The following is a 16,357-nucleotide window of genomic DNA, read 5'->3' on the forward strand; positions in this document are numbered from 1 at the left end:
TAAGCCCTATATAAATAGCGCAAGAAAATGTTTCCATAGAAACATGTTAATTATACAAGATTCTACATAAATTTCACACTGGAATTTTAGTAATAATTTTATTTTTTAACAATGAAAAAATATATGAAATGTCTAGAATTCTTTGGATGATGTATGGATTTCAAAATATGATAATAAGCGCCCGCTATGATCAACTTCATGATTATATATAAACCCGAGCTTTCGTAAAAGTTTTTTCGAGCTCTCATTTGCTACTTTAACTCTAGCAATTATTCTTGTTACATTCAAAGTCTCTATTGCATATTTAATGGAAGCCTCTGCTGCTTCTAATGCATACCCATTCCTCCAATGTTCTGGGTCAAGAAGATACATAATTTCTATTTCACCTGTTTCATCTACCTTTCTTAAACCACAATGTCCTAAAAGCTTTCCTGTTTCACTATTAAATAACAACCATACCCCGAAGTCATACTGTTCCCAATGTAAGATAAGTTGCCTAATATAATCATTTGTTTCTTCCTTCGACATTCCTCTTGATTTAGCCAGCCATTTGCCAACAGTATCTTTTTTTAATATGTTATAAAACTGATCAATATCTTCTACAATTGGTTTCCTCATAAATAATCTTTTTGTATAAATTACTTTCTCTTCTTCAAACATAGACATCATTTTCCCTCCAAATACTGTTTACAGACTAATAAATTATACCATGAACTATTTTTCTAACTTTAAATAAGAAAAAACAGACTATCACATACGTGAAGTCTGTTTCCCCATTCTTTTATTTTTGTAAATCTGCCCATTTTAAACTTGTAGCTGGGCCAAATTGATGTACATATAAATCTTTCACATATGGTTTTTGTAAGTAAGATAATCCACGCTGGAATACCGGTGCAATTACTGCATCATCAAGTAGCATTTTTTCAGCATCTTGCATTGCTTTCCAGCGAGCCTTTTCATCATTACCTAATTCTGTTTTAATCTTCTTAATTAATGCATCATATTCTGGATTTGCATATTCTGTATTATTAACACTGCTTCCAGAAAGGAATACTTCTAAGTAAGTCATTGGATCTGGATAATCTGGTAACCAGCGTGATAACGACATTTCATATTCTTTCTTCTTCTCAAGTGCTAATTTTTGCGTATGCGGCTGTAATTTCACATTCACTTTTAATCCTGGTAAGTTTTTCTCAAGCTGCTCTTTAATGTACTCTCCAACTTTTTTAAAGTTTTCTAAGTCATAATTTAATAATTCTAAAGTCACTTCATTTGTACCTGTCTCTTGTTTTGCTTTCTCCCAATATTCCTTCGCCTGTTTTACATTTGTCTTATTAAACTCACCAGACGTACTTCTAAAATCTTTCTTATCTGGGCCCTTTAAAAATCCTTTTGGTACGTAATAGTTCGCTGCAACCGATCCATCATTTAAAAATGAATCTGCGAGTCCCTTCTTATCAAAAACTGTACTTAGCGCAAGACGTGCATTTTTATTTTTAAGAATCGGTACATTTTCATTAAATCGGAAGAAGTACATAACTGGATCTGTATATTGTTTTAGCTCTTTATTATTTTTATATTTATCTACGAATTCTGTAGAAATAACAGCTCTATCAACTTTATCTGTTTCATATAAATTTACTGCAGTTGAAATTTCTTTTACAATTTGATAGTTTACTTCATCTAACTTCACTTCTTTTTTATCCCAATACTTATCGTTTTTCTTCATTGTAAAGCTAGCTTCATGCTTCCACTCTGATAATGTAAACGGTCCATTATATACCGCTTTATTTGCTTCTAATCCATATTTATCACCTTGCTCTTTCGCATATTTTTCGTTAATTGGATAGAAGGATGGTAAAATTAATAATTTCGTAAAATACGGTACAGGATGTTCTAGCTCTACGACGAATGTTTTATCATCCTTCGCTTTTACTCCTAATTCATCTAGACCTAGTTGTTTTTTATTTATCTTCTCAGCATTTTTTACATCGTACGCAATGTATGCATATTGAGAAGCTGTATCTGGATTAATCAATTGCTTCCAAGCGTATACGTAATCATGGGCGGTTACTGGATCTCCGTTAGACCATTTCGCATCACGCAATTGGAATGTATATGTCTTTCCATCTTTACTCACTTCATATTTTTGTGCGCCGGCTTCAATTTCTTCATCATTTTTCGATAGACGAAATAGTCCTTCCATTACGTTATTCAAAACGTTAAACGAGACTGCATCTGTTACTTTCCCTGAATTTAACGACGGAATTTCACCCGTTTCTAGTAACTGTAATACTTTCTTCTCATCTTTCGGCTTTGTTGCAGTTTTTTCTTTTGCGCAGCCAACTAAAAATGAAGAAACTAATAGAGTACTAACTAATGAGTAACGAACAACTTTTTCCATTTAAAAACCCCCTCTATTTTTAAGGTAAGTAACGACGAGCACCAGCGTATTCTTCTATATATCCTGGTGTATTTAGCGGTATAATCTCTACCGATCTTTCAGCTCTTGGTGAGTGAATCATATTGCCATCACCAATATACATTGCGACGTGATGGACACTACCTTTCCCTTGATCATGTGCAAAGAAAATTAAATCTCCCTTTTGTAGATTTTCTTTATCAACTGCAACTCCTGCTCTTGATTGCGGTCCAGAATCTCGCGGAATTGTAATGCCGTGCGATTTATAGATCGTATGCGTGAAGCCAGAGCAATCAAATCCAAAACCACTTGTACCAGCCCATATATACGGTAATCCTAAAAACATTTTCCCTGTGTTAATTAAATCATCGGCCGCCGGAGCTGGAATATCAGTTTGAGATCGGTAAACTGTTCCATCATTTTTACGTATCCATGCTTTTTGACCATTTGGCAACAATACACGGTATGAAATTGTGTCTTCACTTAATAGCGGCAGTCTTGTATTATAACTGACTTCAAGTGATTTATGTTTTTCAGAAGGGTTTATATATAAAATCGCTGTTGGTTTGGTTATTAAGACAAAAGGTTCATTTGTTTTATCTGCAAATTCTTGATTATATGTTAATTGTTTTTCAGGCATCCAGCCCGGATAACCTTCTTCATTTCGTGGTGTTGGCTGTCCATGCACTAATACCTTCACCCATTCGCCTTTCTTATCAATAACAGTTACTTCTTGACCGAGTAACGCTTGTGTTTCTAATTTATTTGCATTTGTTAACCATAATTTCTCGTCAAGTGTCATTGATTTCGTCCATTTCCATAGATTCACTGGATTTGTTGCACTCGGTGTATCGATTGGCCTTAATGAATCAGGTGCTGTCCATAACGTTGCAGCAGATACATCTATAAATGCTTTATTATCCTTCTTTTCTTCAGCATTTGCCGATGTAAACGATGAAAATATAAATAAAGTTGTTAAAAATGCAGTTCCTACTTTTTTCATATTTATCCCCCTTAAAAGATAGTTTACTAGTCTCTTCTCCTAAAACTTACTATTCACTGTCGATTGAAGGTTTACCTTTGATCCAGAATAAGTCATTCCTTCTGGCTCTTCCATTAACCAAAGCGGTGCATCAAGATCAAAATAATGAATATTAGGATGCGCTGCCGCTAAATGCGCAACAGCACTAACGGAAAGTGAAGATTCCATCATGCTGCCCACCATACACTTCACACCAGCTGTTTCTGCGATATCTGCAATACGCCATGCTTCACGTATACCACCACATTTCATTAATTTAATATTAATGAAGTCTGCATATCTTCCTTGAACGAGCTTTAATGCGTCACTTGCTGAAAATATACTTTCATCGGCCATAATTGGCGTTTGCACACGATCTTTGACATACTTTAACCCATCCCAATCTTTCGCGTGTACTGGTTGTTCAATAAATTCTATATTTAAATTACGATTTTCCATCTCTTGAATGATAGAGATCGCTTCTTTTGGACTCCAACCTTGATTCGCATCTAAACGTAATATCGTATTTCTTGGTACCACATTTCGAATTGCCTCAATACGTTCCAAATCTAAATGCGCCTCTTTACCCACTTTAATCTTTAATGTTTGAAATCCTTTTTCTATATGTTTCTTCGCTTCTTTTGCCATTAATACAGGCTCATCCACACTCACTGTAATATCAGTATGAATTTCTTTCTCCCCCCCTAACAAGGCATATAACGGCACATTTTGATATTGGCAATATACATCATATAAAGCGATATCTACCGCTGCTTTCGCACTGGAATTTCCAATACAACTCATTTGAATGCCCTGTAGTAACTGCTGAAACTGAATGATATTTTGACCAATTAAACATGAACGCATCGGTCCTAAAATCGCTTCTTCCATTCCGCTGGTGAAATCCCCCGTAATAACTGGCGTTGCGGCTGCAGCCCCCTTACCAATCACTCCTTCGTCTGTATGAATATAAACATCTATACTTTCAATTTCTGTTACAGTACGAAGCGCGGTTTTAAACGGTGTATGCAGTTTTACACGTCTACGATTTACTTTTACATCTGTAATTTTCATTTTGTTCATCCTTTCATTCTCCAATGAAGTGAAATTTTAATCCACCGGAGATTTATACCCACGGATTATTAGGTAAACCTATTGGGCATTTACTCTTCTATCTCTCTACTTTGTTTTCGTTCACTTTTGATGTAGGACGATAATGTGAAATAAAAAAATCCAGCCATAAGAATGATTCTTACGGCTGGATTTTGTCTATGATTGAGTAGACAAAGCAGCAATCTGATTATATTTTTTCTGTGCATCTTTTAGCGCTACAAGTAACGCTTTTTGAGAAGAACCGAAATATCGGTTCTTTACTTCCATTACTAACGCCGGGTCATTTATATTTTTATGTAGAAATAAATATTTAACAAATTGAGATGTTAATGCAATTGTCGCTGAGCAGTCTGCATCTACAATTTCCCCTGTATCCTTAACAAGTATAAATGCTACGAAATAGCTTTTAAACTTTTCAGTAATGGGATTATTTTGAGGTGCTTTCGCATCCCCTACGATATAAATTGTATTTGAAGCGTACACAGCTATCTTCCTTTCTTATACGAGGATAACGGGTTTCTTAATAGTCGTATGAGCGAGGAACTCAACGTTGATTAAAAAATGTATCCGCTTACCTTGTATTATAATACAATTGACAGAATTTTAACAACATTTATTTTAGTGCATATTCCATATTTATGAAAATAGCTTAAACTCTTCATTTCTACAATATGTGATTGTTCCTTGTACCATGACATTCATACATAAAAAACTGCACCCCCAATTGTTAGACGGTGTCTAACAATTGGGGGTGCAGTTCAATGGCTAACTGTTTTTATTACTTTGGCATCACAAATATAGTTTCATTTGACTTAGAAAATTGATACTCTTTTCTCGCTAACTTCAAAATTTCTTCCTCATCGTCTGTTAAATTTTCTATGTTAGTCTTTAAAGAATCTTTATCTTTCTTTAAAGATACTAATTGCTTCTTTTGATCCGTAATCGTATCTTTCTTTTTATCAATTACTTCTTGTTGTTTCGTTAAAATATATTGAACATATAGAGTAGTTGCCGCAATAAAAAGGACCATTAAAATAAGTCGCCTTAACTTCTTTTTATTTATCCTACGCTTGTCACTAGGTTGTGATAATTGCTCTGGTATATTAGGAACATTTACTCGCTCGAGTTTCCTCATTCAAATCCCCCTAACCCATATTTTTCACTACCATCGGCACGTTTTCTTACTAAACTAAATTCTATTCTTATAAAATAAACTCCTTCACAAAAATATCCCATAAATTAACCAATTAAAGATAGCATTCGACGACATTTCCATATTTACACCGATTTTTTTTATACATGCTGCTATAAAATAGTAGTTTCTGTAATTCTTTTTCTACTATTGTAGAAGAGTTTTTTCACACACAAAATTCCTTCCCCACATATCCATGTTATAACATGCTTACAAGGAGGGGAATATGCATTACCGCACATTAGGTAAAACTGGAATAACTGTTTCTGAAATAGGTTTTGGCGCATGGGCAATCGGTGGTGATGAATGGGGACCTGTTAACGATAAACAATCTATAACCGCTATAAAAAAAGCAATTGAGTGTGGTGTGAATTTTATTGATACTGCGGATGTGTATGGTTTAGGACATAGTGAAAAGTTGGTAGCTACCGCGATTAAAGGACATCGTAATGATATTATCCTATCAACGAAAGGTGGTTTAATCGGACATCACTACGACCCTAATGGAGTTCCTGTATATGATACTCCCGAAAAAATCATCGCCGTATTCGAAACAAGTTTACAACGTCTTCAAACAGATTATATTGATCTTTATTTTTGTCATATTTGGTGGCATAATCGTAGAGAAACAGAAGCATTTCTACGTGCATTTGACATATTAAAACGTGATGGCAAAGTAAGAGCAGTCGGTGTTTCGACTCATGATTTACAATACATTCATCATTTCAATAACAACAACGAAATTGATATCGTACAACTTGATTACAATATATTAAATCGAAAACCAGAAAAAGATATATTACCATTCTTACAAGAGAAAAATCTAGGAGCTGTTATTCGTGGTCCATTAAAAATGGGCATTTTAACTGGAAAATTCACAAATAAAACAATTTTTCCAGATGGAGATTTACGCAAAGATTGGCCAAATGAAACTTGGTTTCAAGAAGACTTACAAACCGTAGAGAAACTTCGGCTGCTCTCAAATAAAAATCAGACCCTAGGGCAACTTGCACTTCGCTATGTACTCTCTCATCCGGCAGTAAGTGTTGTAATTCCTGGTGCAAAAACAGGAACACAAGCACAAGAAAATGCAAATGCATCTGTTCGCCCTATTTTGAGTGATGAAGAGCTTAACTATATTCATTCAATATAAAAAGCCCAATCCGGGCTTTTTAATTTGGCAAACTAATATCATACTCCATTCGCTTCGCTGTGTCCTCCGCAACATGCACACCTAACAAGTTTTTCACAATATGAAATGCCATATTAATTCCAGCTGAAATTCCGGCAGATGTTATAATATGTCCTTCATCTACAAACTTTACATTTTCTATAACTTCAACATTTTGAAACTCATTTTTAAACTTTTCAATACTAGCCCAATGTGTTGTTGCTTTTAAACCTTCCAGTAAACCTGCTTTCGCCAGTAATAGCGCTCCTGTACAAACTGAAGTCATCAGCTTTACTTCTTTCATTTGTTGGCGAATCCATTTTATTACTATTTCATTTTTTATTTCATATTTTCTAGCACCTAGCCCACCCGGAATTATTAAAATATCCACTGGTGGTAAATTTTCAATACTATAATCTGGCTGTACCTTCAATCCATTCCTTGCTGTAATCATTTCCCCATTCTCGCTAACTGTATAAACAGTAAATGTTTTTTCTTCATTCACCTCAGTTACAGAAAAAACTTCAAATGGCCCTGCAAAGTCTAACACTTCTACTTCATTAAATAAAAATATACCAACACTCCATTTATTCATCATAAGTTCACTTCCTGTTTCAACTGATGTAAAAGGTGATTATATCCTTTTTCTAATGCAATATCATACGCTGTTTTCCCATCATTTTTCTTAATCATCTTATTAGCTCCATTTTTAAGGAGCAACATAATTATTTCTTCATTTCCTAATAATGCTGCTTCGTGGAGTCCTGTCCAGCCACCACTTTGCATAATATTTACATCTGATCCTTTTTCAATTAAGAAAGCGACAAGTTCACTTTGCTTGTTCGCAATTGCCGCTTGCAAAGGTGTATTTTCATTTTCGTTTTTCGCTCTACTATGTATATCTGCACCGCTTTCTAAAAGAAAACTCGCTATTTCTTTCTGTCCAAAATAAGCTGCTAAATGAAGTGGTGTCCAGCCATCTTCACTACATTCGTTAACAATACTTGGACTCGCCTTTATAAACTTCACTACTTTTTCCTTATTACCACTTATAACAGCTTGTGCTATTGATTGTAAATGCTCCATAATAATCTCCCATCCTTCAAAATATTTAAGCATCTCCTTCTACATGTTCTATTAATTATTATATTTTCCTTTTAAAACCTTAAGTTTACATAATAATATTATATATCACTTCTTGTGCTTAATGCTGAATAGCAATAATGTTAAAAATACTGCCTTTAAACAATGAAGACCATGATGTCATTAGAGTTACTGAAAAAGCAAGCAAAAAACTATACACATAGTTTTCATCATATTTGTTCAGTTGCATGAACTAAAACAGGTAATTTCTATTACTGCCATTCATGCTTTCAACATATCAAATAATATTATTCCAATAAAAAAACAATCCTTTTTAAAATGGATTGTTTTTTTATTTCTGTTTTATGCAGTTTATTTTATTTTTGTATTTTCAATAACGAAATAATTACATTCACAAAAATGAAATGCTACTAACTTAACCACTCTTATAGTAAGATTTTCGTTTGAAAACAAAAACACATTTTCGCCTTACGATTGAAAAAAACATATGTAAAAGCTTCTAAAACAGCCGCCTTATCATATTAATCTATAGCAATTCTGTCTTCTTCCCTTACCTGTTTCCTTTAACACATACGATTTTAAAACTAGCGCCGTTAATGAATCTGTTAATGTTTTATATGATAAATTTGATAATGCCAATAGATCGTTCGTATATAACATTCTATGCTTCTCTAATAGTAATAGTACTAATCGTTCAGACGGTTTTAATGCCTCATCACTTTCTAGTATAAAGTCTATATTTTTCATTTCTCTAATTATTACTCCTTATATAAAAAAATACTTTAGACGCTTATTTAATATAAAAATAATACATAACAAAATTATAAATATATTAAAATAGCACCATCTAAAAACACTATTATACTATAACATAGAAGTAGTGTTTCCCCAAATAGGAAATGCTTTTTTATATCGCTTATAAGATTCTTGCAAACCTACATAATATTTTGTACCATTACCCACCAAGTTTTCTTCTAATTTCGCTACTCATCCTGATGTATTTGTAATCAATGAAGTTCTTCTAAATTTATAAACAAATAAAAAACGGTTCGTCTATCATGCCCTAAACATGAATGACAACCGTTTTCCAGCTTCTTCTTAATTAACATGTTCTATCTTAAATATTTCTTGCAATATGCGGCTTACTGTAATGACTTGTTCCACCGCCACCAACTACTACTTTACCGCCTTTTTCGAAAATTAATAATTTACTTGAACCATCTGCAAGAAGCACTATTACTTCAGCATTATTACTTGTTGCTACATAAATTACATAACCACTCTTTGATATACAAGTTTCCCAATTCGAATCAAATTCTGATCTTACTACACGATTTGAATACACTTGATTTTCAATTCTATCTTGTTCTACGTTTTCCAAATTGATTCCTCCCACTTCACTAAAATAGCATTTATAGGAAAATAACAGCCCTATATAAAATAGTAGCCGACTTTAACATAAATAGTATATGTAATTAGTAGGAGAATGCTTGGACAACGAAAACGAAATAGACTTCAAAAATTTCACAATTGAAACTTCTCTTTAATCATTTCCGCTACTTCTTTTGCACTCAAATACGTATTATTAATTTTTATATACTCTTCTTTTTCAATTTCACCATGAAGAGAGTTTAATCTATGCTTTTTCATCGTTTCTTTCAAATTATTTTCAGACCACTCAATATCTCTTTTTTTCGGTTTATATTCTAATCTATTCGGGCTTTTATTTCGTTCTAATCTTTCATCTAATTCCGCTTCCACCTCTACAAAATACACTGTCCCATCTTTTGATTCAAAAATACTTTCTACATGATGTATATAATCCCAATCCGCTTGGAGGTCAAATGCCCATATATACGTAAAAATCATTCCAGATAAATCACTTTTAGATACTTCTTCAAATATTTCATTACGAAATAAACTTACTAGTCTTTTTGCTTCTTTCGTACTGTAATCAAAAATTGGACTTACTAAATCAATTGTCATGTGGTTATGAAAAAGTTTTAAACCGGTTAATGTTGCTAATTCTTGCCCCACTGTCATTTTTCCAACTGCTTGTGGGCCAAATATTAATATAAGTTTTATTTATTTCCCTCCAATCTTTCTCTATAAACCATTACATAAAATAAAAAATAAGGCAGCCGATTTTAAATCGATTGCCTTATTTTTTATTCATAGTTTTAGTTCTATTCTTTTCGCACAGCTTCAAAAGTAATCATTTGATTTGCATTTGACGGTTCTTTTTCATAATCATATTCAGCAGAGCAAGTAATATTAGAGAAACCTATACTTTCTAAAAGAAGTTTAAACTCTTCTATTCCATACCAGCGCAGCGCAAAGCGTTGCAATTCTGTTTGTACTAACTGTCCTTTACTCCACTTTTCATATTTCAAATATGACACAGTAACTTGGTTCAGCCAATCTATTTCAATTGATTTATTTTCTAATGTGATTCCGTCTCCACTCGGCAAAGAGAAAGTCGATGTATGAATTTCCCCAGTCTTCCAGTCATGCGGAAGCATAATATCTACGATTAATCGTCCATCTGGATTAAGATGTTCATAAAAACATTTCAATGCATTTATAGAATCCACACGATTTTCAATTAAACAAAAAGATCCAGTAGGAATGATAATTGCGTCATATTTATGCGGAAGTGAAAATTGTTGCAAGCTTCCTTCATATAAATTAGGATGTAAGCCTCTCTCTTTACAGCGCTTACGGCAAGAATCTAGCATTTCAGGTGAATAATCTATCCCATCCACTTTAAAACCAGCCTCTAGAAGCGGAATGATGACACGTCCTGAACCTACTGCGGCTTCGAGGATTCTTCCTCTACAATCTTTTAAACGTTTTTTGTAATACTCAATATCACCATTTAAAGAATAACCGACTGGTTTTGTGTAATCATACAGTTCTGTACAAAGTGTACTATAAAAGCTAAACATTTATTTTCTCCTCCGTTTTTACGTACGGGAGATTTCAATTCAACTAATCTTCCTGCACCTCTGATTTTAATGATATTTCGAAAGAGCTGACTGTCATAATATATCACTCACTTTCCATAGAATATAATGATATTGTATTATATAACCTTCCAATTTGAAATATAAAAATTAAAAATTCAGACTACAAATTAAAGAGCTTACTTTAGTAAGCTCTTTAGAAAAAATATTTATTTCACAATCGGCAATGTCACTTCACTTAATTTCACTGTAAGTTTCGTGCCAGCTTTCGGTCTAATTGTATAATCATAATCACTTGCAATTAAAACAACTCCGATTTGATGCCCCGCTTTAAATACATAATCATCTGGCTGCATGTCCCATGTAAATGTATAATCTTTGCCCGGTTGAATCGCTGTTGAATTTTCTATACTCTTTAAGTTTTGTGGATCCATCCAGCCTCTCGTTACGATTTCCGGCTTCGCTCCTCCATAGTCAACAAGTAATGCTGTTAAATTTGATACAGATCGATCAATATTTCCTGTAATTGAAATCTTTGGTGTACCACTTATACGCGTATCTTTTTGCAGTACAGGCATTGTATATACTAATCGATTTGCTACTTCTAATTCTGGGTTTGCTACTAATTGGTTTGATTTCATTTGTGCATCATCTAAGAATGAGAAAACTTTATTAGCCGATCCCATACTTAATGGCAAATTGACTAATTTATTACTTAAATACATACGGATTTTTGAAGGTACAGCTGATGGATCTGGCCAATTTTTTATCTTTTGCCACGTTTTATTTTCTCTTTGCACATCAACCATTGGTTCATCCATAATTCCATTTTCAATTCCGTATAACCAATAATCTAACCATTTATTTTGTGTTTGCTGCCAGTTATTACTTGATGTCCCACCGTGACCACCTTGATGTAGCCACATTTTACGAGGAACATTATTTTCTCCAAGTGCTTCCCACCATTGCGCGAACTGTTTTGTTTTAACATTCCAATCGTTTAAACCATGAACAACAAATACACTCGCTTTTACATTTTTAGCATCTTTTACATAGTTACGTTTATCCCAAAAATCATTATAATTACCTGTTTTTCTGTCTTGTCCAGCCGTTAACTCTTTTATAACTTGTCCGCAAACTTCAGGGTTTTCCCTTGTCAGTACTGCTTCTGCCATATTATCTGTATCTTCCCCTTGATATCCGCCTGGAGCAATGACTGCACCATTTGCACGATAATAATCATACCAACTACTAATTGCTGCGATTGGAATAATTGTTTTTAAACCTTCGACTCCAGTAGTCGCAACAGCATTTGGTAAAGTACCATTATAGGAAACTCCAGTCATACCTACATTTCCTGTAGACCAATTTGCCTGAACTTCCTCACCCTGTTCTGTAAATGCTTTCGCGCGACCGTTTACCCAATCAATAACAGATTTTGTCCCGAGTATCTCTTGTTCATCTCCAGTTGTAGGGCATCCATCTGATTTTCCAGTACCGATACTTTCGCCTAGAATAACTGCATAACCTCTTGGCACGTAATAGTTCCCATACGAACCAAGATTAACCGCTCCATACGGTTTTCCTTCATACGCATACAATTCTTCATCTACATTATATACAGGAACATCTTTTAATCCAGATCGATATGGACTCATTTCATAAATAACAGGAACTTTCACATTCGGATCTGTCTTTGGACGCATAACTTTTATCGATACTCTGTCTTTCTTACCGTCTCGATCACTATCAACTTCTGTCTCTACATATAAATTTTCGATAATAGCTTCATCGAGAGAATAAATCGGTTTTGTCATCCCATTTTCTAATTCAATTTTCGTACTTTTAGTCTCTTCCTTCTTCTCTGCATGCACATCCATAGTAAAGCTAGGTATAATTGTTGCAGATAGCATTGCTGACAGTGTAATTGCCATTTTCTTTTTACTCAAAATGTTCCCTCCCCTTATTCGTTCTCTTTTACTATATAATAAAATAACTGAAAATTCAGTTTTATTTTATATAAAAGTTGAGAAACTCAAAGATTTCTTATTAAGTAAAATTTAATGCAGGTATGAAAGTATTTTCCCACTTCCTCCTTCTTTATAAAGTGAAACTTTAATCAGCCCTCACCAATTGGGCGTTTACGATCAGCAGGGCCACTTCTTTGCTTTCGCTGAATTTTGAGGTGTGGTCTTACTGCCCGGCAAATAGCGGGATAAATAGAGAAAAAGACAACCGATATTTCTATCGCTTGCCTTACATTCCATTTATTATTTTTCTAACTCTTTAAAGGTATCTTTCAAGTCTTTATCAGATACCTTTATATCTGCATTTTTAAGCAGTTCTCTAGTAACTTGTTGATGGAATTGAGGATCTTGTATACGTTGCTGTTCTAATTCTTTACGAATATTCTCTTTCTCTTCCTCATACGGTTTAAGCTCTTTTTTATCCGTTAGCTTAATAATATGATATCCGAAAGAAGATTTAACAGGTTCACTCAATTGACCAACTTCTAACTTATACGCAGCATCCTCAAATTCTTTCACCATCATACCAGGTCCAAATTCAGATAGTTCCCCACCTTTTTCTTTAGAACCTGGATCCTCTGAATATTGTTTAGCCAATGCCGCGAAATCTTCGCCACTATTTAATTTTTCTTTAATTTCTTTTGCTGTCTTTTCATCTTTTACTAAAATATGGCTAACTTGAAGCTTTGGCTTATAATGATCTTTAATATCTTTTTCCGTTACGGTTGCTTTAATAGCTTTTTCAAAAGCAAAAGTAAGCTTTAATTTCTCTTTCAACTGATCTTCATTTTTCACACCATTGGATTCCATATATGTATTAAAATTATCGCCCATCTTGTCTTTTAATTCTTTTAGTTGTTTCGTTACCTCTTCATCCGTAACTTTATATTTATCATTTAATACTTTCTCTACTACCATTTCAGATAAATTCTGTTTACCATAGTTTTCTTTTAATTTTTTGTTAAAATCACTTTCTGAAATGCTTCCTGATTTTGTAGTTACAATATTATCTGATGAACCACATGCAGATAAAGATAACGTCATCCCCATTAAAATGCTACCAATTACTAATTTCTTTCTTTTCAACTCCGAATACCTCACTTCATTAAATTCAAATGTAACTATGTTAATATAACGTTTCCCTGTGAACTTCACGTGAATTTAATGAAAGTAGAACATTTGCTAATTCTCCATTTAATACATCAATTTTGAAAATTATAGTGATTCATCCTATATCGCTAACCTCTAAAGCTGCAAAAAGGACTAAAATTTTCATTAGTCCTTTTTCACATTTATATAAAATTGAATTTCTCCATCTATAGAGGAAACTCCATATTCAAAACCATGTCTTTCTAAAATACTTTTCACTATCGCTAGTCCTAATCCTGTACCTGATTTTTCTTTACTACGAGAAAATTCTAGTACGTAAAAAGGCTCCCAAATTTTCTCGATATCTTTAATTTTATCCGTATGAATGCCATTTTTTATTTGAAAATATATACTTTTATTTCTATCTTCTAAAGTAATTATTATGTTTTGATTTGCTGTATATTTTATCGCATTAGAAATTAAATTTTGAAACACCATTCTCATTTTATTTAAATCTGCATAAACGATTGTATCGCCCGCATTACAATTTACTTGCAAGTTAATTTCTTTCGAATCCAGTTCAATCTGATGCTTATCTAATATACTCTGGACCAGTGGTTCAATGGGGAATTCTTCTTTTTGTAAAATATCTCTTTCTAGTTTAGAAAATCGTAATAGTTCTTCAATTAAGTTTGATATTTGATCTGTTTGTTTAATAATTGTATCTACATAAGTCCCATCATCTAATCCATCTTTAATCCCCATAGAGTATGCTTTTACTAATGCGATCGGTGTCTTTAATTCATGCGTTACATCACCCATAAATCGTTTTAAATGTTCATTACGATCAGTTAAGTCTTGATGTGCTTCATGTAGTTTTTCACTCATGATATTAATACTATTGGCCAACTCTCCTATTTCATCATTCGTTTTCACTTTCGTTCTTTTAAACTGCAAATGTGAAATATCCTGAGCCACATCACTTAACTCTTTCAGTGGTGTCGTTATTATTTTTGAAAGTATCCACACAAGTAAAATAATAAGAAGGAGCGAGAAACATAGGATATATAAGTAAAATGTATTTAACGTATTTATAATTTCATTTGAATTCGCAATGGAAGTCCCAATTAAAATTATCGTATCATCTTTCGCAATATATTTAGCAAAAAAACTCGCTTTTACCTTTCCTTGATCGTACAGTTTATTCAATTGCCCTTCCGTCTTCACTTTCATAACTTCGTCTTTCGTAATCCAAAGCTTATTTAACGTTACTTTCTTTTTCGTAAGTTGCATGCGTAACGCGTCGTTCATAGCATCTTCTGACTGATTAATTGGCGTATACGCAATTGTAACATTATTTTCACTTTCAATTGTATGAATAACATCTTCTAAATCATTGACTGGCGCATTTTGTATTTGAGTTGTAAATTCATTTAAGTTTTCACGTGTTTTATAAATATTATATTTCGGCAGGAGAAAGTTAATTAATAATAAAGAAATTGTAAATATAAGAATAACGGTTAAAGAAATGCTGAGAAATAGCTTTTTCCCAAGTTTATTCACTTTGTTCCTCCAAACTATAACCCAGCCCACGATGCGTCTTAATAATATTTTCTCCAATTTTTTTACGCAGCCTTCTTACATGTGTATCAACCGTTCTCTCTTCTCCAAAATAGTCAAATCCCCATACAATGTCTAACAATTTTTTACGAGTTAAAATAGTTCCTTTATGATTTAAAAAGCATTTTATTAATTCGAGCTCTGTTTTTGTAATTTCTAACTCTATATCATTTTTATATACTTTATTTTTGGCGAAATTTATCTTTACATCTTGTACTTGAATAATATCATCATGCTGAATAAGTTTTTTCGCTCGTGTAATTAGTACTCCTGGATGAAATGGTTTTTTTACGTACTCATCTGCCCCACTTTGAAGCGCTGCTAATTCATCTTCACTTTCACTTTTCGCCGTAAGCATTAATACTTTTACGCTTGAATTCTTTTTTATTTCCTGACATACAGTAATACCACTATGTTTCGGCATCATCCAATCCAAAATAGCTAAATCAATTTTTTCATCATAAAATATTTGAAGTGCTTCCTCTCCGTCTTTCGCTAATAATACTTCAAAGCCTTCTTTTTCAAAATAAGCTTTTAAAATCCTTAACATATCTTGTTCGTCATCTGCAATTAAAACTTTCATATTTTTTCCTCCATTGCTTTTAAACAAAAACCAATTGTATCATACAACA

Annotated in this window: 17 protein-coding genes; 1 reads left to right on the forward strand and 16 read right to left on the reverse strand. The window is 33.2% G+C overall.

Going from position 1 to position 16,357, the window contains the following annotated elements; all coding sequences use genetic code 11:
- Window positions 1-132: 132 nt before the first annotated feature.
- From QO049_RS04810 to QO049_RS04835, 6 genes are all read right to left on the reverse strand, one after another.
- On the reverse strand, window positions 133-666 hold the full coding sequence (locus tag QO049_RS04810; protein WP_284489189.1) for a GNAT family N-acetyltransferase: 534 nt from the start codon (window positions 664-666) through the stop codon (window positions 133-135).
- Between the two features lie 115 nt (window positions 667-781).
- Window positions 782-2,404 (reverse strand): peptide ABC transporter substrate-binding protein, encoded by a 1,623-nt coding sequence (locus tag QO049_RS04815; protein WP_098781566.1) that lies wholly within the window; start codon window positions 2,402-2,404, stop codon window positions 782-784.
- 19 nt (window positions 2,405-2,423) lie between these two features.
- A complete protein-coding gene (locus tag QO049_RS04820) occupies window positions 2,424-3,425 on the reverse strand; it encodes a C40 family peptidase (RefSeq protein WP_246960224.1) in 1,002 nt (333 codons plus the stop codon).
- Between the two features lie 39 nt (window positions 3,426-3,464).
- On the reverse strand, window positions 3,465-4,526 hold the full coding sequence (locus QO049_RS04825) for a dipeptide epimerase (protein WP_246960227.1): 1,062 nt from the start codon (window positions 4,524-4,526) through the stop codon (window positions 3,465-3,467).
- 186 nt (window positions 4,527-4,712) lie between these two features.
- Window positions 4,713-5,039 (reverse strand): DUF3870 domain-containing protein, encoded by a 327-nt coding sequence (locus tag QO049_RS04830; RefSeq protein ID WP_000271312.1) that lies wholly within the window; start codon window positions 5,037-5,039, stop codon window positions 4,713-4,715.
- 295 nt (window positions 5,040-5,334) lie between these two features.
- Window positions 5,335-5,691, reverse strand: coding sequence for an FtsB family cell division protein (locus tag QO049_RS04835; protein ID WP_001228371.1), 357 nt, complete (start codon window positions 5,689-5,691; stop codon window positions 5,335-5,337).
- Between the two features lie 283 nt (window positions 5,692-5,974).
- Between QO049_RS04835 and QO049_RS04840 the strand changes: the two genes are divergently transcribed.
- Window positions 5,975-6,901: an aldo/keto reductase gene (locus QO049_RS04840; RefSeq protein WP_000559359.1), complete on the forward strand. Its 927-nt coding sequence runs from the start codon at window positions 5,975-5,977 to the stop codon at window positions 6,899-6,901.
- 19 nt (window positions 6,902-6,920) lie between these two features.
- On the opposite strand, the gene QO049_RS04845 is transcribed toward QO049_RS04840, so the two are convergent.
- The 10 genes from QO049_RS04845 to QO049_RS04890 all read right to left on the reverse strand — a co-directional run bounded on the left by QO049_RS04845 (window position 6,921) and on the right by QO049_RS04890 (window position 16,308).
- Window positions 6,921-7,517 carry a DJ-1/PfpI family protein gene (locus tag QO049_RS04845; protein ID WP_000981432.1) on the reverse strand — a complete coding sequence of 199 codons (597 nt, stop codon included), beginning with the start codon at window positions 7,515-7,517 and terminating at the stop codon, window positions 6,921-6,923.
- Complete coding sequence (locus tag QO049_RS04850) at window positions 7,514-8,005, reverse strand: ankyrin repeat domain-containing protein (protein WP_284489190.1); 492 nt, start codon at window positions 8,003-8,005, stop codon at window positions 7,514-7,516. Before QO049_RS04850 ends, QO049_RS04845 begins: the two co-directional genes overlap by 4 nt.
- A gap of 534 nt (window positions 8,006-8,539) precedes the next feature.
- A complete protein-coding gene (locus tag QO049_RS04855; RefSeq protein WP_000789030.1) occupies window positions 8,540-8,770 on the reverse strand; it encodes a hypothetical protein in 231 nt (76 codons plus the stop codon).
- Window positions 8,771-9,140: 370 nt separating this feature from the next.
- On the reverse strand, window positions 9,141-9,404 hold the full coding sequence (locus QO049_RS04860) for a hypothetical protein (RefSeq protein ID WP_000432429.1): 264 nt from the start codon (window positions 9,402-9,404) through the stop codon (window positions 9,141-9,143).
- A gap of 143 nt (window positions 9,405-9,547) precedes the next feature.
- The gene (locus QO049_RS04865) at window positions 9,548-10,108 is read right to left on the reverse strand and encodes an AAA family ATPase (protein ID WP_246963072.1); all 561 of its coding nucleotides are present in this window, start codon (window positions 10,106-10,108) and stop codon (window positions 9,548-9,550) included.
- Window positions 10,109-10,209: 101 nt separating this feature from the next.
- Complete coding sequence (locus tag QO049_RS04870; RefSeq protein ID WP_000490927.1) at window positions 10,210-10,971, reverse strand: class I SAM-dependent methyltransferase; 762 nt, start codon at window positions 10,969-10,971, stop codon at window positions 10,210-10,212.
- 227 nt (window positions 10,972-11,198) lie between these two features.
- Window positions 11,199-12,938 (reverse strand): Xaa-Pro dipeptidyl-peptidase, encoded by a 1,740-nt coding sequence (locus tag QO049_RS04875; RefSeq protein WP_000038302.1) that lies wholly within the window; start codon window positions 12,936-12,938, stop codon window positions 11,199-11,201.
- 321 nt (window positions 12,939-13,259) lie between these two features.
- On the reverse strand, window positions 13,260-14,102 hold the full coding sequence (locus QO049_RS04880; protein WP_002103226.1) for a peptidylprolyl isomerase PrsA: 843 nt from the start codon (window positions 14,100-14,102) through the stop codon (window positions 13,260-13,262).
- Window positions 14,103-14,291: 189 nt separating this feature from the next.
- Window positions 14,292-15,668, reverse strand: a complete 1,377-nt coding sequence (locus QO049_RS04885; protein WP_246960233.1) for a sensor histidine kinase — start codon at window positions 15,666-15,668, stop codon at window positions 14,292-14,294.
- Window positions 15,661-16,308, reverse strand: coding sequence for a response regulator transcription factor (locus tag QO049_RS04890; protein WP_000865979.1), 648 nt, complete (start codon window positions 16,306-16,308; stop codon window positions 15,661-15,663). The genes QO049_RS04885 and QO049_RS04890 overlap by 8 nt, the downstream gene beginning before the upstream one ends.
- Between the last annotated feature and the right edge of the window lie 49 nt (window positions 16,309-16,357).

The organism is Bacillus sp. RB3 (assembly GCF_030164735.1).
GTDB classification, from domain to species: Bacteria; Bacillota; Bacilli; order Bacillales; family Bacillaceae_G; genus Bacillus_A; species Bacillus_A cereus.